Origin of the sequence: Sphingobium sp. B1D7B (genome assembly GCF_025961965.1) — a bacterium.
Taxonomy (GTDB): Bacteria; Pseudomonadota; Alphaproteobacteria; order Sphingomonadales; family Sphingomonadaceae; genus Sphingobium.
The window spans coordinates 2,528,828-2,544,873 of sequence record NZ_JAOQOR010000001.1; the positions used below are offsets into that span (position 1 = coordinate 2,528,828).

General features: G+C 64.9%; 16 protein-coding genes, 1 tRNA gene and 1 pseudogene. 9 read left to right on the top strand and 9 right to left on the bottom strand.

What is annotated here, in order from left to right; all coding sequences use genetic code 11:
• Positions 1–147: 147 nt before the first annotated feature.
• The 4 genes from nusG to M2336_RS11790 form a co-directional block, all read right to left on the bottom strand.
• The gene (nusG, locus tag M2336_RS11775) at positions 148–684 is read right to left on the bottom strand and encodes a transcription termination/antitermination protein NusG (protein WP_181559484.1); all 537 of its coding nucleotides are present in this window, start codon (positions 682–684) and stop codon (positions 148–150) included.
• A gap of 44 nt (positions 685–728) precedes the next feature.
• On the bottom strand, positions 729–935 hold the full coding sequence (secE, locus tag M2336_RS11780) for a preprotein translocase subunit SecE (RefSeq protein WP_181559485.1): 207 nt from the start codon (positions 933–935) through the stop codon (positions 729–731).
• A 144-nt stretch (positions 936–1,079) separates the two neighbouring features.
• A tRNA-Trp gene (locus M2336_RS11785) sits at positions 1,080–1,155 on the bottom strand.
• A 77-nt stretch (positions 1,156–1,232) separates the two neighbouring features.
• Positions 1,233–1,922: an alpha/beta fold hydrolase gene (locus M2336_RS11790; RefSeq protein WP_264572664.1), complete on the bottom strand. Its 690-nt coding sequence runs from the start codon at positions 1,920–1,922 to the stop codon at positions 1,233–1,235.
• Positions 1,923–2,040: 118 nt separating this feature from the next.
• Between M2336_RS11790 and aat the strand changes: the two genes are divergently transcribed.
• Positions 2,041–2,781 (top strand): leucyl/phenylalanyl-tRNA--protein transferase, encoded by a 741-nt coding sequence (aat, locus tag M2336_RS11795; RefSeq protein WP_264572665.1) that lies wholly within the window; start codon positions 2,041–2,043, stop codon positions 2,779–2,781.
• A 35-nt stretch (positions 2,782–2,816) separates the two neighbouring features.
• On the opposite strand, the pseudogene M2336_RS18010 reads toward aat, so the two are convergent.
• The 4 genes and pseudogenes from M2336_RS18010 to M2336_RS11815 all read right to left on the bottom strand — a co-directional run.
• Positions 2,817–3,224 (bottom strand): annotated as a pseudogene (locus M2336_RS18010) (DUF2155 domain-containing protein); the annotation flags it as partial.
• Positions 3,224–3,619: an NADH:ubiquinone oxidoreductase subunit NDUFA12 gene (locus M2336_RS11805; RefSeq protein ID WP_181559488.1), complete on the bottom strand. Its 396-nt coding sequence runs from the start codon at positions 3,617–3,619 to the stop codon at positions 3,224–3,226. The pseudogene M2336_RS18010 and the gene M2336_RS11805, both read right to left, overlap by 1 nt.
• A gap of 60 nt (positions 3,620–3,679) precedes the next feature.
• Positions 3,680–4,264, bottom strand: a complete 585-nt coding sequence (locus M2336_RS11810) for a DUF192 domain-containing protein (RefSeq protein ID WP_264572666.1) — start codon at positions 4,262–4,264, stop codon at positions 3,680–3,682.
• A complete protein-coding gene (locus tag M2336_RS11815) occupies positions 4,261–4,815 on the bottom strand; it encodes a regulatory protein RecX (protein ID WP_264572667.1) in 555 nt (184 codons plus the stop codon). Before M2336_RS11815 ends, M2336_RS11810 begins: the two co-directional genes overlap by 4 nt.
• A 195-nt stretch (positions 4,816–5,010) precedes the next feature.
• Between M2336_RS11815 and M2336_RS11820 the strand changes: the two genes are divergently transcribed.
• Together M2336_RS11820 and M2336_RS11825 are read left to right on the top strand one after the other, a co-directional pair.
• Positions 5,011–6,729, top strand: a complete 1,719-nt coding sequence (locus M2336_RS11820) for a fatty acyl-AMP ligase (protein ID WP_264572668.1) — start codon at positions 5,011–5,013, stop codon at positions 6,727–6,729.
• Positions 6,730–6,931: 202 nt separating this feature from the next.
• Entirely contained in the window at positions 6,932–9,169 is a 2,238-nt protein-coding gene (locus M2336_RS11825; RefSeq protein ID WP_264593018.1) for a putative bifunctional diguanylate cyclase/phosphodiesterase, read from the top strand.
• A 10-nt stretch (positions 9,170–9,179) separates the two neighbouring features.
• Here M2336_RS11825 and M2336_RS11830 read toward each other — a convergent pair whose 3' ends face one another.
• Positions 9,180–9,929: a ParA family protein gene (locus M2336_RS11830; protein WP_264593019.1), complete on the bottom strand. Its 750-nt coding sequence runs from the start codon at positions 9,927–9,929 to the stop codon at positions 9,180–9,182.
• 153 nt (positions 9,930–10,082) lie between these two features.
• Between M2336_RS11830 and plsY the strand changes: the two genes are divergently transcribed.
• From plsY to topA, 6 genes are all read left to right on the top strand, one after another.
• Positions 10,083–10,697: a glycerol-3-phosphate 1-O-acyltransferase PlsY gene (plsY, locus tag M2336_RS11835; RefSeq protein WP_264572671.1), complete on the top strand. Its 615-nt coding sequence runs from the start codon at positions 10,083–10,085 to the stop codon at positions 10,695–10,697.
• The gene (dprA, locus tag M2336_RS11840; RefSeq protein WP_264593020.1) at positions 10,694–11,785 is read left to right on the top strand and encodes a DNA-processing protein DprA; all 1,092 of its coding nucleotides are present in this window, start codon (positions 10,694–10,696) and stop codon (positions 11,783–11,785) included. The genes plsY and dprA overlap by 4 nt, the downstream gene beginning before the upstream one ends.
• Position 11,786: 1 nt before the next feature.
• Positions 11,787–12,167 (top strand): hypothetical protein, encoded by a 381-nt coding sequence (locus tag M2336_RS11845; protein ID WP_264593021.1) that lies wholly within the window; start codon positions 11,787–11,789, stop codon positions 12,165–12,167.
• A gap of 57 nt (positions 12,168–12,224) precedes the next feature.
• Positions 12,225–12,527 carry a hypothetical protein gene (locus M2336_RS11850; RefSeq protein ID WP_264570147.1) on the top strand — a complete coding sequence of 101 codons (303 nt, stop codon included), beginning with the start codon at positions 12,225–12,227 and terminating at the stop codon, positions 12,525–12,527.
• A gap of 81 nt (positions 12,528–12,608) precedes the next feature.
• Positions 12,609–13,238: a DedA family protein gene (locus M2336_RS11855; protein ID WP_264593022.1), complete on the top strand. Its 630-nt coding sequence runs from the start codon at positions 12,609–12,611 to the stop codon at positions 13,236–13,238.
• Between the two features lie 73 nt (positions 13,239–13,311).
• On the top strand, positions 13,312–15,897 hold the full coding sequence (gene topA, locus M2336_RS11860; protein WP_264572676.1) for a type I DNA topoisomerase: 2,586 nt from the start codon (positions 13,312–13,314) through the stop codon (positions 15,895–15,897).
• Positions 15,898–16,046 lie beyond the last annotated feature (149 nt).

Sequence of the window (16,046 nt, forward strand, 5' to 3'; positions counted from 1 at the left end):
GACCGGCGCGGCGCGTCTGTGCCTGTTCGGCGTTTCCTTCCCGCTATTCCTGCGAACGCGGGAATAACGAGCGAGTTATCGGGACCGACACAAGAAAAGAGCCGCCGATCAGGGACCGGCGGCTCGAAAAATTGGCTGTCGAAAGCCTTATTTGGAAAGCTCGACTTCCTCGAAGTCCAGTTCCACCGGCGTCGCGCGGCCGAAGATCGAAACCGAGACCTTCACGCGGCTCTTCTCGAAGTCCAGTTCCTCGACGGTGCCGATGAAGCTGGCGAACGGGCCGCTCATCACCTTTACGCTGTCGCCGATCTCGTAATCGACATTGACCTTGTGACGTGGCTGGGCGGCGGCTTCCTCGCGCGCGCCGAAGAAGCGGGCGGCTTCCGCCTCGCTGATCGGCTGCGGCTTGCCGGAATTGCCGAGGAAGCCGGTGACCTTGGGCGTGTTCTTGATGAGGTGGTAGATATCATCGTTCATGCTGAGCTTGGCGAGCACATAGCCCGGCATGTTCTTGCGCTCGACCTGAACCTTCTTGCCGCGCTTCACTTCGGTCACGGTCTCGGTCGGCACCTCGACCTGCTCGATGAGCTGGGCCAGACCCATGCGCTCGGCTTCGGACAGGATGGACTCGCGGACCTTGTTCTCGAAGCCCGAATAAGCGTGGATGATGTACCAGCGCGCCATAATTTTATCGTTTCCTCAATTCGTCTTGGTCGGGAGAGCGGCGATCAGCTCTGGCCCGCGGCCAAACCCAGCAGCGTGCGAACGATCCAGCCAAAGAACGTGTCGATGCCAAAGAAGAAAAGTCCGAGCACCGTGGTCAGGATCACCACCATGATCGTGGTCATCACCGTCTCGCGCGAGGTCGGCCAGGTGACCTTGTTCCACTCGGCCTTGACCTGGTTCACGAATTCGATGGGGGAGGTTTTCGCCACGCTCAGCCTGCTCTTTCAGATGAAACCAGAACTCTTTGAAACACAAGAAAGCGGACCGCACCCGGAGCTCTCTCCGGCCGGCCCGCCGCCTGCATTTCGCAACCGTCCTTGCCTCTACGCGCTCGGGCGCCTCGGGGCAAGTTTTGGCAGGGGCGATAGGATTCGAACCTACGACATTCGGTTTTGGAGACCGACGCTCTACCAGCTGAGCTACACCCCTGTGCCGGTGAAGGCGCTGCCCTTAACGCGACCCGAAGGCGGGCGCAAGCGGTCAACGGCGCTTTCCGCAACTTGTCGTCATTCGTCCTTCGCTGCGTCATCGAGGAGGATGCGTGTAATGCCGGGGAGATCATCGTCCCACATCATGTGGCTGGTGGGGAGTTCGTGGACATCCCAGGCCGGGTCTGCGGTGCAGCGCGCGCGGAACTGCGCGAACGAGCCGAGCGGGCTGGCGGACGCAAAGACGTAGGTCCGCCGGGCGACCGCGTCCTCCTCGCCACCCAGTTTGACCGGTTCGAGCAGGGTGAGGAGCGGGTGGCCCGAGACGCGCCCGGCCCGGCCCGGCGGAACCGGGAAGATCGGCTGGACGAGGCCCGGCGACTGCCGCTGATTCTCGATATACATCGCCCGCGTCGCGTCATCGACGATGTCCCAGAGCATTTCGCCATCCTTCGGCAGGAAGGCGTCGAGATAGATGAGGCTGCGGATGCGGGTGCCGCGCAGGGCCGAGACACCGGTGATCACCATGCCGCCATAGCTGTGGCCGACGAGGATGATGTCGCGCAGGCCCTCGCAATCGATGAGGCCGACCACATCGGCGATATGATCGCTGAGCGTAAGGCCGCCATGAGCCAGATGAGCACGCTCGCCCAGCCCAGTGAGCGACGGGACGTGTACCTCATGGCCGGCCGACCGCAGTTCGCGGGCAAGGGGGCCATAACCCCAGCTGCCGCCCCAGGCGCCATGAACCAGCACGAAAATTGCCACAGGCTTGCTCCTCTCCAGACTGTGCCGGATCGCTATCGCCTCCCCGTGGCGCCTGCCAGCCCTTTTTGCCCCAAGGGACGGGCGCGACAAAGGCCGGTGGGGATGCTAAAGGCCGGGAATGGCGATCGATTTACCGATCCTGTTGCGCGCTTATGCGGTCGGGCTGTTCCCTATGGCCGACGACCGTGCCGCCAATTCTGTCTTCTGGGTGGAGCCTGAGCGGCGGGCGATACTGCCGCTCGATGGCTTTCATCTCTCCAAATCCCTGCGCAAGACCGTGCGCGCCGACCGGTTCGAGGTCACTGCGGATTCCGCGTTCGAGCAGGTCATCGCCCTGTGTGCGCAGAGCGCCACAGATCGCCCGACGACGTGGATCAATCGGGACATTGAGGAAGCCTTTGTGCGCCTGCACCACGGCAAGCTGGCGCACAGCGTGGAAGTGTGGAGCCACGAGGATGGCGAGCGCCATCTCGTCGGCGGGCTCTACGGTCTGGCGCTGGGGCGGGCCTTCTTTGGCGAGAGCATGTTCAGCCGCCGGCGTGATGCCTCAAAGGTGGCGATGGCCTGGCTGGTCGCCCGGTTGCGGGTCGGCGGATTCACATTGCTCGATTGCCAGTTCATGACCCCGCACCTTGCCTCCCTGGGCGCGGTGGAGATCGATGCGCAGACCTATTCGGGATTGCTCGGCGATGCGCTGTCGGCAGGCGCGGACGGCGCTGCGGGGGCTTCTGCCGCGTTCGATGCGCTCGATTCGTTGCCGGATGCGCCGGCCGAACGTGCGCTGCGATCCGCCACGCGCACCGTATCCGGCCCGGTCTCCGGCCAGCTCATCGCGCAGCTGATCACCCAGACGTCGTAGATCGGGTGCAGCACCACATTGCGGTCAGGCCGTTCCTTGAACAGCCAGCCGGAGAAGGTGCGGTGCCATTTATTGTCGCGGCTTTCCAGCACGTCGAGCTGCACGAATGCGCCGGTTTCCTTGTCCATTTCCCACGGCGCGGTGGTTTCGCAGGCGCGCAGGCGGATTATGGCATTGCCCGAGCGCAACGCCACGCCCGGCTTCATCGTGAATTTCTGGGTGATGCCGTTGCGCTTGTTGAGCAGGCCGATCTCCGCGACGCGCTCCGCCATCGGCGTTCCGGGCAAGCCGGTCTCGACCTTCACGGGGCGCTCGTCCTGCGTGCGCTCTTCCGGCACGACCGCGACATTGCGGGCTGCCTCGGGGTCCCCGCAGGCCGTCAGCGGTCCAATGATGCCGAGCGCGAGCAACCATCGGCCCGGCCGCGCGGACCGGAGAATCATCACGTATTCGGCGTCCAGGCTTCGTAGTCGCCCGTCGCCATCTGGCGGCGACCGCCGGCAGCGATGGCGCCGGAAGGCAGATGGGCCTGCGGCGTGCCCGTCTGGTTGGGCGTGAATTCGGTTTCCCAGATGCGGGGCGGCGGCAAATGGCTCTCGGGCGTGCCGTCGATGCTGTGGTGCAGCCAGCCATGCCATTCTGCAGGCACGCGGCTGGCATCATTGGCGCCCTTGTAAATCACCCAGCGGCGCGTGAGGCCGTTGGGGTCCGTGCCGCCTTCATAATAGACATTGCCCTGATGGTCCTCGCCCACTTTCGTGCCTTTGCGCGAAGTGAACAGCGAGGTGCCGATGGTGGCGCCGTCCCACCAGGTGAAGATCTTGCCGAGCAGTCCCATGGCCAGAGCGCTTAGCCGCACTCACGGGGGATTGGCAACGTGGAATCGAATGAAGTGCGCTCAGTGCTGCGACGAGGGGCAGAAGCGATCCGCTCGCCACACGGGCGCGCTACCAGCACCGGCGCCTGCATCCGTGGCGCAATCGCCCCATTCGATCCGGTCGCCCTTGGCGATGCCAAGCGCCTCCGCACGTCCCTGCCGGATTTCCAGCACCGCCGTCACCGCCTCATTGGCCGCGAGCGGGCGCAGGCTGTTCGGCTCACCCTGCAGGATGTCTGCAATCGTACCGTCGGTGCGGATGAACAACAGGTCCAGCGGAACGCGCGTGTCCTTCATCCAGAAGGATGCCATGTTAGGATAGGCGAACGGAAAGATCATGCCGGCATCGTCGGCCAGCGTCTCGCGGCCCATCAGGCCATGCTGCTGGGCCTCCTTGTCCACCGCCAGTTCCGCGATGAAGCGATGGGTCTGGCCGCTGGACGTGTGAATGCGAAGTTCGGTGCTGCCAGCGGGCAGGGCCGCGCTATTGGCAACCGCTGAGGTGTTAGCGCTGTCCTCCGGCGCCGCATGGCAGGCGGCCAGCGCGAGCGCTGTCGCCAGCGCGCCGATGTTCAGACCACGCCCGATCCGCCGCCTCTTCGTCATTCCCAATCCTCTGCTGACAGGGTCTCTGGTCGCTCGGGCAACTCGCCCGGCGCGCTTTCGATCCAGTCGCGGGCGGTCTGCATGCTGTGGCCGGCCCGCAAAAAGGTCGCGATCTGCTTTTCCCGCAACGGCCGGTCGGCCTGCTCGGCCGCGAAGGGCCCGATTCGCTTGCGGCGGGCGAGGCGCTCGGCCGCATCCCATTGCGCGGCAGCGTCGGGGGCGGCCTGCTCGGATGTCGTCTCGTCGATCCCGTCATGCCGCAGCGTCTGCGCGATGCGGCGTTGCCCGAGGCCCCGCCGCTGCATCGCCCCGGATTTCATCTCGGCATAGGCTCGGTCGTCCACATAGCCGAGATCGACCAGCTTTTGCGTGATCCGCTCGGTCGGGGGCGGGGAATCGCCGGCCCAGCCACGCTCGCGCAGCTTGCGCATAAGATAGGCGGCGAGTCGGCCCCGGCTGGTGGCGAAGCGCCCGACATAGTGGAGAGCCAGCGCCTCAAGGCTCGCTTCGACAAGCGGTTTTGGCGGCGATTTTTGCGGGCGCGGCGTCATGCGCCATTTTTGTGCCACACTCCCTGTCTTAAAGTAAACGCGCCTAACTCGCGCAAGAACGGGGTAGGGCTAGGCATAGAATGCGGCTTTTCGGTTCAGACAAGCGCAAGCCAGCCAGGCGTAGACGCAAGAGAACAGCCGCCATGCCTTGACTTAAGGGGATGATATCTGGCGGAAAAAGAAGGGTCATTTAAGATGCAGCCAACACCGACGGAAGATCGGCTTGAGCGGCGCTTTGCCGATTTCGATACTTTGGGTGCCGCGCTTGATTATGCTGCGCAGGGTGTTCGTGGAGTTAACTTTCACGATGCCCGCGGCAATCTTGCGCGTCCTTATACCTTTTCGGAGATGCGCGGCGATGCACTGGCCTGCGCCTATCGGTTGATTGCGCGGGGTGTCCAGCCCCAGCAGCGGATCGCCCTGATCGCCGAGACCGGCCCCGAGTTCGCCCAGTTGTTCTTCGGCATCGTCTATGCCGGTGCCTGGCCTGTGCCGCTGCCGTTGCCCACCAGCTTCGGCGGCAAGGAAAGCTATATCGACCAGCTTTGCGTCCAGCTCGACAGCTGCGACCCGATCATGCTGCTCTTCCCTGCCGAGCTGAGCGAGATGGCCGGTGAGGCCGCGCGCCGCAAGGGCGTGGAGCCGCTCAGCTTCGATGACTTCCTCGCGGCACCGGTGACAGCCTGTGCGCTGCCGCAGGCCGGTCCGGACGACATCTGCTATCTGCAATATTCCAGCGGATCGACGCGATTTCCGCATGGCGTGGCGGTGACCCACAAGGCACTGCTCAGCAATCTCGCCGCCCATAGCCACGGCATGGAGCTGATCGCGAGCGACCGCTGCATCAGCTGGCTGCCCTGGTATCATGACATGGGTTTGGTCGGCTGCTTCCTCTCGGTCGTCGCCAATCAGGTCTCGACCGATTACCTCAAGACCGAGGATTTCGCGCGCCGCCCGCTGGCGTGGCTGGATATGATCTCGCGCCATCAGGGCACAGCAATCAGCTATTCGCCTACTTTTGGTTACGATATCTGCGCCCGTCGCATGTCCAGCCAGACGCGGGCATCCGAACGCTTCGACCTGTCGCGCTGGCGCTTGGCCGGTAACGGCGCGGACATGATCCGCCCGGATGTGATGCAGCAGTTCGTTGATGCTTTTGCGGAAGCCGGCTTCTCGCCCAAGGCCTTCCTGCCGAGCTATGGCCTGGCTGAAGCGACGCTGGCCGTGACCATCATGCCGCCGGGTGAAGGCATCATGGTGGAGCTGGTCGAGGAAACCGAACTGTCCGGCGGCCATGCCGTCGAGGATCGCCCGCAGCGTTTCCGCGCGATTGTCAATTGCGGCAAGCCGGTGATGGGCATGACTGTCGAAATCCGCGACGAATTCGGCGGCCCGCTGCCCGAGCGGACCATCGGCAAGGTGTGGACGACCGGTCCCTCGCTCATGGTCGGCTATTTCCGCGATCAGGAGTCGACTGATGCCTGCATGGCCGACGGCTGGCTGGACACCGGCGACATGGGCTATCTTTCGGACGGCTATCTGTACATCGTCGGCCGCGCCAAGGACATGATCATCATCAACGGCAAGAATCACTGGCCGCAGGATATCGAGTGGGCGGTGGAGCAGCTTCCCGGCTTCAAGCAGGGGGACATTGCCGCCTTCGCCATCACCACCGCTGGTGGCGAGGAAGCACCCGCCGTCCTGGTGCATTGCCGCGTCTCTGACAATGTCGAGCGCGCACGGCTGCGGGAAGAGATTCGCGAGCGCGTCCGTTCGATCACCGGCATGAACTGCGTGGTTGAACTGGTGCCGCCGCGCTCGCTGCCGCGCACCAGCTCGGGCAAACTCAGCCGCTCGAAGGCGCGGACACTGTATCTGACCGGGGAAATCGTGCCCTATGACATCGCGGCCTGATCGGAGCGGTTGACGCGGCAAAAGACTGCAAGCGCTTGCTTACGGGTTGATAACCTGCGCGCGATATGACCGCGCCGTGACCAAGCGTTCAACCGTCCCAGACCAGCGCGCAGCGCCCGCCACAGAAGTCGTTTCGCTCGGCTTGTTGTGCGGATTCCGTCCGCTTCCCGGGGCGCAGGGGCGCCTTGTATGCGGGAGCCAGATGCGCTCCGCAGACCGGATGCTGGGGCTCTTCACCACGATCACGGCCATCTCTGCCATGCTCGTGGGCGCGCGGTTTTACAACCATATCAATATCTGGATGTTCGTTGTCTGGATGTTGGTGCTCGGTATTTCACAAGCGCAGTTGCTGCGGTTACGCCGGGTCAATGTGGCGTCGGATTATGCCGATGCGACGCGGGCCGCATTGTTGCGACATGGCGCGATCTGCTGGCTGCAGGGCGCCATATGGGTCGCCGCAATGGTGCTCTTCACCGGCGAAGCCAGGCCGGAAGAAGTGGTCACATTCTGGACCATCGCCTGCTGCCTGATGGCGTCGGTGGCCATTTCGTTCCAGTCCACCCCATTGTCCGCCAGTGGCTTCATCCTGTCGATCGGCACGGGCACCGTCTGGATGATGCTGCGACATGCCGATCCCTTTCTGGCGGGTGTCGTGGCGATCTATGCTCTGCTCGCTTTGGCGACAAGCCTCTGGCAGGCGCACCAGTTCGGCGTGCAGGTCTCGACCAGCAAGGCGCTGGCCGAAAAGCGCGAGGTCGTCAGTCTCCTGCTGCGCGAGCATGATCGCGACGGGGCCGATGTGCTGTGGCAGACCGACACCGCCCGGCGTCTGACCGGGGTTTCCCCGGCCTTTGCGCGGATGCTCGGCAAGACGGTGGAAGAGGTGGACGGCCAGTCCATCCTTCAGGTGCTGGCGGGATCGACCTGGACGAACGGGGACTTCGACCCGGCCCTTCATGTGCTGGCGGAGAAGCTCAAGGACCGTGTGTCCTTTTCCGACCTGTGCCTGTCCGGCACGGTCGATGGTGCGCGTCGCTGGTGGTCATTGTCCGCATCTCCCCGGCTGGATGAGGCCGGCAATTTCCTGGGCTTTCGCGGCGTCGGCTCCGACATCACGGTGCAGAAGGAGACGAATGAGCGCATTTCGCAACTCGCCCGGCTGGATACGCTCACCAATCTTCCCAACCGCCTCAATCTGGGCGAGGAACTGGCCAAATCCGTCGAAGACACGCAGACGTGGCAGACGCGGTGCGCCTTCATGATGATCGATCTCGATCGGTTCAAATCGGTGAACGATACGCTCGGTCATCATGTCGGCGACCAGCTTCTGGCCCAAGTTGCCGAACGTCTGCGCGGCGTCTGCTCGCTCAACGAAGTCTGCGGGCGGCTCGGCGGCGATGAGTTTGCCGTAGTCGTGCGCGAGGTGGCCGATCCCATCTATGTCGACCGGCTGGCGAGCGCGATCATCGAGGTCGTGTCCAGACCCTATGTGCTCGATGGGCAGACGCTGTTCATCGGCGCCAGCATCGGCTCGGCCATGGCACCGCAGGACGGCACGGATGCGGATATGCTGATGCGCAGCGCCGATCTGGCCATGTATCGCGCCAAGGAGGCCGGGCGCGGCAAGCATCTGCGCTTTACGGCATCGATGCACGCCGACGCGGAGGAGCGTCGCAATCTCGAACTGGCGTTGCGCAACGCAATCGAGGCCGGCGAATTTCACTTGGTCTACCAGCCCATCGTCAACGCGCGGTCCCGCCATGTCATCGGCTTCGAAGCGCTCTGCCGGTGGACGCACCCCCAGCTTGGTCCGATTCCGCCCAGCCGCTTCATTCCTATCGCCGAAGATACAAGGCTCATCTCCCGCCTCGGGACTTGGGTGCTGGAGACGGCGTGCAAGACAGCCTGTCACTGGCCCGACGCGGTGAGCCTCTCGGTCAATGTGTCGGCCCAGCAACTATGCGATCCCGAGATCGTCCCACAGATCAGCGCAGCTCTGGCGCAGTCCGGGCTTCCCGCCAGCCGGTTGGAGCTGGAGGTGACCGAGAGCGTATTCATGCAGGAGGAGACGGGCGCGTCGCAGGCGCTCGATCGGTTGGCGAAAATGGGCATCCGGCTTTCGCTGGACGATTTCGGGACGGGCTACTCGTCGCTCGGCTACCTTTCCCGTGCACGGTTCGACACCATCAAGGTCGATCAAAGCTTCATTCACGGCGCCGCTCGCGGCCAGCGTGAGAGCCTCGCCATCATCAACGCGGTGGTGGCCATGGCCACCAGCCTTGGGCTGGAGACCACCGCCGAGGGTGTAGAAACCGAAGGGGAATATGACATCATCCGGGCGCTGGGATGCTCGAAGATTCAGGGCTATTATTTCGGCCGGCCCATGTCGCGAGACGAGAGCATCGGCCTGTTCGGGCGCTCGGCGACGCAGGTCGCCTGATCCTTTCGCCTCACCCTTTGGCGAGACGGCGCTCGATGGCTTGCCAGATCATCGCGAACTGCTCGGCCGGCTGGCTCTGAGCTGCAAAGGTGGCCAATGGCGCGCGCCGGAAGCCCATCTGCTCGACAAGGCTGGAGTAGCTGACGATCGGCCAGTCTGGATGGGCTTCAAGCGCCTCGGCATGGAGCTTGCGCCGCCGGTCCACCATCGAGAACACCGGCAGGATCGGGGGATGCCATCCGCCGCGCCGGATCAGGATGCCGGCTAGGTCATCGAGCGATTTGCGCGCGAGCGGTGAAGGGATCACCGGGGCCACGACAAGATCCGCGCCCCGCAGCACCTGCTCGGCTGTCTCGGTGAGCCCGGGCGGGCAATCCAGGATAACACGGTCATAACGCTGCGCGAGGCCCGAGAGGAGCTTCGCCAACCGGCGCTTTTTACCCAGATCGAAGAGCAGCCGCTCCAGACCGTGAAGGGACATGTCTGCGGCCAAGAGATCGAGGCCGGGGATGGCGGTGGGCTGGCAGATGTCTTCCGGTTCCAGCTGCCGCGCGAAGACCGCGCGGGCGGCGTCGCGCGTTTCCGTTTGCGCGGCCAGGAGCCAGGTCGCGGCGCCTTGCGGGTCGAGGTCCCACAGCAATGTCCGCCGCGCAGAGAGGCTTGCCGAGGCCCATGCCAGATTAACGGCAAAGGTGGATTTGCCGACGCCTCCCTTGAGGCTGAACACCGCGATTGTCTTCATCTCGGGTTGCGCTGCCATCATCCTGTGATGGATCGATGACAGAAATGTTGCAAATTAAAGTCATGCGATGGGCCTGTCCGCGCCACCCGCCGGGCGCTCGCACGCGATCCCCGCTTGCAAGATCGCCCGCCGCTGCGCAAAGGTCACCGGCGAAACAGGAGCAGAATTCCCATGCAATGGCAGTTGCCGGCCCTTGTCGCGCTTGTCGGCTATCTTCTGGGGTCCATCCCCTTCGGCATCATCCTTACGCGGCTGGCTGGGGCAGGGGACCTGCGCGCGATCGGCTCCGGCAATATCGGCGCGACCAATGTGCTGCGCACCGGGCGCAAAGGCCTCGCGGCTGCGACGCTCCTGCTGGATGGGGCGAAGGGTGCCGTTGCGGCGATGGTCGGCGCATGGCTGATGCCGGTCGGGGATATGGCCCTCAGCGGCGCCACTATTGGCGGCGTCATGGCCTTTGTGGGGCATTGCTATCCGGTCTGGCTGAGTTTTCGCGGCGGCAAGGGCGTGGCGACGATGCTGGGCGTGTGTCTGGCGCTGTCCTGGATCGTCGGGCTGGTCTTTGCGGCGGTCTGGTTGGCCGCGCTGGCCCTGTTTCGGATCAGTTCGGTGGGCGGCATGAGCGCGGCCATCAGCGCGCCGGTGGCGGCGTTGCTGATTGGCCGGCCCGATCTTGCGGCGCCCATCGCCGGCATGGCGCTCGTGGTGTTGTGGCGGCATCGGTTGAACATCGCGCGCCTGCTGCGCGGGGAGGAACCGCGCGTGGGACGCTCCCGCGCCGCATGACGAGGCTCAACGCAGATCGGCACGATCGCCTGCGGCTCATCCGGACGCCGAATATCGGCCCGGTCGCCTATCGGCAGCTGCTGGCCCGCTTCGGCACGGCGGGCCGCGCTCTGGAGGCGCTCCCCGATCTCGCCTCGCGCGGGGGAAACCGCCGCTTCAAGCCCTGTGACCGCCACAGCGTCGATGCCGAGATCGCGCAGGTCGAGCGGCTGGGCGCGCATTATCTCTTTCTGGGCGAGGCGGATTACCCGGCTCTGCTCGGCCAGGCCGAAGGTGCCCCGCCGGTGCTCATCGCCCGGGGCAACGCGGGGCTGGGCGTTGAGCGCTGTGTCGCCATCGTCGGTGCGCGCAATGCCTCCGCCGCAGCCTGCCGATTTGCGCGAGAACTGGCCCATGCCCTGCAAGAGGCCGGCATCGTCGTGGTCTCCGGTCTCGCGCGCGGCATCGACACCGCCGCGCATCAGGGGGCCGGGATCGCGCGGACCGTTGCGGTGATCGGGTCCGGCATCGACGTCAATTTCCCGCCGGAAAATGCCGATCTGCAGGAGCGGGTTGCGCGCGAGGGCTTGCTGCTCACCGAACTGCCGCCCGGCGCTGAGCCGCTTGCCCGCCACTTTCCCGCCCGCAACCGGATCATCGCCTGGATGAGCCTGGGTACGGTGGTGGTGGAGGCTGCGCCGCGCTCGGGCTCGCTGCTGACTGCGCGGCTGGCGGGCGAGGAGGGGCGGGAGGTGATGGCCGTGCCCGGCTTTCCGGCCGATCCGCGCGCCCATGGCTGTAATGCCCTCATTCGCGACGGCGCCACGCTGGTGCAAAGCGCGCAGGATGTCGTGGAGGCGATCGCGTCGCTCGATCCGCGCGCGCTGCGCTCGGGGCAGCGCGACTTCCTGTCGCAGCCGCCATCTGACGATCTGGGGGAGGCGGAACGGCAGCGCGTGACGGGCTTGCTCAGCCTCAGCCCGGTGGCGGTTGACGAACTGATCCGGCAGAGCGGCTTAGCACCGGCGAGCGTGCAGACGGCGCTGCTGGAGCTTGAGATTGCCGGTCGTCTGCAGCGCCATGCCGGGGGACGGGTGAGCTTTGCCTGAGGTGGCATCGCCTGACACGCCGCCCGCCTGGCAGGGGCGAGGACTGCCCGGCGCGATGATGCGCCGGCTGCTATCCTTGTTGCTCCTTGCGCTCATCGCGGTGCAGGCATGGCCCGACGGTGCCGCGACATTCCAGCCGCGCAACGGCTCGGCTTTCAGCGCTTCGACGGTGGAAGTTGCGCTGGTCCCGCCGGGGCGGAGCGAGTTTACCAAGGCGGAGTTGCATCAGGCGCTGCCGCCGCTCCCCTATGCGCCCGATGTCGTGGCGGCAGGGCACACAGAGGCGGTCCCCCAATTCTTGCCGCGGCTGGACCGCACTGACCCAACCCACGATCAGGCGGCGCGCCGCAATCAAGGCCCACGCCCGCCTCCCTCTGTCTGAAGCTCGGTAATCGCGCCTTCTCGGCGCCCTATCTCACCCGAACTTCGGACAATTATCATGAAACAACTGACGACCCCCGACTCCGGGGCTGTCGCTGCGCAGGCGCGCATCGACGCCTTGATCGCCGCATATCCTGACCTGAACGAGGACGATTTGCGCCGCCTTCTCCACTGGTATCGCAAGGAGGCCTCCTCCTATGATGTCGCGATGCTGTCCGCTCGCGATGACCTGCGGCCCGGCTATGAGCGCTTCTACAAGGATCATATCGAGCGGATTTCGCCCTTCGGCTATACGGCGATATCGATAATTGTTCTGCTCTGCGCCATCGGCGTTTATGCGATCATCAACTATTTGCGCTGATGGGTGTTGAGGCAGGGCGGGTCTGCGTGTTGCAGATCCGCCCGTCTCCTAACGCTAACGCGCGCTGGACTGGAGTTTTCAATGCAGGATTGGGTGTTTGATATCGTGGAGAGCACCGGCCTGTTCGGCGTGTTCCTGCTCATGCTTCTGGAGACCGTGTTCCCCCCAATCCCATCGGAAGTGATCATGCCGGTCGCGGGCGTGCTCGCCGCGCGGGGTGGCATGGGGCTGGGCGGCGTGATCCTGGCCGGTACTGCGGGCGCGATGGCCGGCAATCTGTTCTGGTATGCGCTGGCGCGGATGATCGGCCTGCATCGATTCCGCCCCCTCATCGAGCGATACGGCCGCTGGCTGACGCTCGACTGGCCTGAAGTCGAGCGCGCGCAGGGCCTGTTTCGGCGCTTCGGCGGGCCGATCGTGATGATCGGCCGGGTCCTCCCGACCATTCGCTCGGTCATTTCCATTCCCGCCGGGGTTCTGCGGATGCGGCTGGTCCGCTTTTTCGTGTGGTCGACAGTCGGCACCGCGGCATGGAGCTCCGGCCTGGCGATTGCCGGTTGGGTGCTCGGGCGGCGGTTCAGCAACATCGAGAAGTTCCTCGGGCCGCTGTCGACGGGCATCATCCTGTTGATCGTGCTGATCTATATCTGGCGGCAGGCGACGTGGCACCGCCGGCATGTGGCAGCCGAGAAGCCCGATGTCGGCGAGTAAGCATTTCGCTTGACGTTGCGGCCGAGCCGTTTCCAGACTCGCGCGTACACGTAAGGATCGTTAGCGGAACCCTATGCAACTCGTTATCGTCGAATCACCGGCCAAGGCCAAGACCATCGAAAAATATCTGGGAGGCGACTTCCGGGTGTTGGCGTCCTACGGCCATGTTCGAGATCTCCCTGCCAAGGATGGCTCGGTCGATCCGGACGATGGCTTCTCGATGGCCTGGGAGAATTATGGCGACAAGGCGCGCCAGCTCAAGGCGATCACCGACGAGGCCAAGAAGGCCGACCGTCTGATCCTCGCGACTGACCCTGATCGCGAGGGCGAGGCGATCAGCTGGCACGTGCAGGAAGTGCTGCGCAACAAGAAGGCGCTCCCCAAGCTGGTCGATCGCGTGACATTCAATGCCATCACCAAGGCCGCCGTGACGGAGGCCATGAAGGCGCCGCGCGCGCTCGATGAAGATTTGATCGATGCCTATCGCGCCCGTCGCGCGCTGGATTATCTGGTCGGCTTCACCCTTTCGCCGGTGCTGTGGCGCAAGCTGCCCGGCGCCAAGTCCGCCGGGCGCGTTCAGTCAGTCGCATTGCGCATCATCGTCGAGCGCGAGCGCGAGATCGAGGCGTTCACGCCGCAGGAATATTGGTCCGTCACGGCCGATCTGGAGCAGGCCGGGCAGAGCTTCGAGGCGCGGCTGGTCCGCTGGCGTGGCGAGAAGATCGACCGGCTGACCATCGGCAAGGAAGGCGATGCCAAGGCTGCCAAGGCTGATGTGGAGGCCGGCCGCTTCACCGTCGCCTCGGTCGAGACCAAGCCGGCCACCCGCAATCCGCCGCCGCCCTTCACCACCTCGACGCTGCAGCAGGAGGCCGCGCGCAAGCTCGGTCTTTCAGCCAACGAAACCATGCGCGTCGCCCAACAGCTCTACGAAGACGGCGCGATCACCTATATGCGGACCGACGGCGTACAGATGGATGGCAGCGCCATCTCCGCCGCGCGCAAGGCCATCGCGGACCGCTATGACGGCGGCTATCTGCCGGACAAGCCGCGCATGTACCAGACCAAGGCCAAGAACGCGCAGGAAGCGCACGAGGCGATCCGCCCGACCGAGTTCACGCGCGAGAGCGTGGGTTCGGGCGTTCATGCCAAACTCTATGATCTGATCTTCAAGCGCGCGCTGGCGAGCCAGATGGCCTCGGCGCGGCTGGAGCGCACGGCGGTCGAGTTCACCGACGGCACCGGCCAGCACGCGCTGCGGGCGACGGGGCAGGTCGTGCTCTTCCCCGGCTTCTTAGCGCTGTATGAGGAAGGCCGCGACGATGTGGCGGATGAGGACAGCAAGCTGCTGCCCGCCATGTCCGCAGGTGACCAGCCGGCCAAGCGCGATGTGCGCGCGGAGCAGCACTTCACCCAGCCGCCGCCGCGCTACAGCGAGGCAAGCTTGGTCAAGCGCCTGGAGGAACTGGGCATCGGGCGCCCGTCCACCTACGCCTCGACGATCCAGACGCTCAAGGATCGCGATTATGTCCGTGTCGAGAAGAACCGGTTTTTTGCCGAGGAGAGCGGGCGGCTGCTGACGGCCTTCCTCGAGCGCTTCTTCGAGCGCTACGTGGCCTATGAGTTCACCGCCGGTCTTGAAGATGAGCTGGACGAGATTTCCGGCGGCCGGGCGCAGTGGCAGGCGGTGCTGGAAGCCTTCTGGCGCGACTTCAAGCCCAAGACGGTCGAGATCATGGATCGCAAGCCGTCCGAGATCACTGCCGAACTGGACGAATTTCTCGCGCCGATGCTCTTCCCGGAGCGGGCCGACGGCAGCGATCCGCGTGCCTGTCCGCTGTGCGCGGACGGGCGCCTGTCGCTACGCGGCGGGCGCTTCGGCGCATTCATCGCCTGCTCCAATTATCCCGAGTGCAAGTTCACCCGCAAATTCGGCCAGCCTGGGGGCAGCGGCGAGGCAGATACCGGGCCGGAAGAGCTTGGCAAGCATCCCGAGACCGGTGAGCCGATCCTGCGCAAGTCGGGGCGGTTCGGGCCTTATGTCGAGATGGGCAATGGCAAGGAGGCCAAGCGCGCCTCGATCCCCAAGGATCTGCCGGATGGCGAACTGACGCTCGACTGGGCGGTCAAGCTGCTCTCGCTGCCGCGCACGATTGGCGATCATCCCGAAACCGGCAAGCCGATCGTGGCCAGCCTCGGGCGCTATGGTCCCTATCTGGCGCATGAGGGCAAATATGCCCGGCTGGGCTCGACGGTCGAGATTTTCGAGACCGGCATGAATGCCGCCGTCGCCAAGCTGGCCGATGCCGCTAATCGCGGCGGCGCCCGCAAGGCCGCCGAGCCGCTCAAGGTGCTGGGCGCACATCCCCGCACAGAGGCCGAGATCAAGCTGATGGAAGGCCGTTATGGCCCCTATGTCACTGATGGCACGACCAATGCGACCCTGCCCAAGAGCGTTGCGCCGGATGCGCTGACGCTGGAGGAAGCGGCTCAGCTTATCGATGCGCGCGCGGCTGCCGCGCCGGCCAAGAAGAAAGGCAAGAAAGCACCGGCCAAGAAGAAGGCCGCGACCGCCAAGGCGCCAGCCAAAAAGGCCGCAGCCAAGAAGCCTGCCGCGAAGAAGGCACCGGCCAAGAAGAAGGCGGCAGAAGAGGCTTAAGGGCCCGCTTCCCACGGGGCAGTCGCAGACCCAGGCGCGACTGCCCAAGCCAAACTGTGGCGGATCGTAGGAAAAGCTTGCTGCACCACCTCTGCTGCTGGGCTAGCAGCGGGACCAGATTAATCGGCCAAGATTGATCGACAATGCCA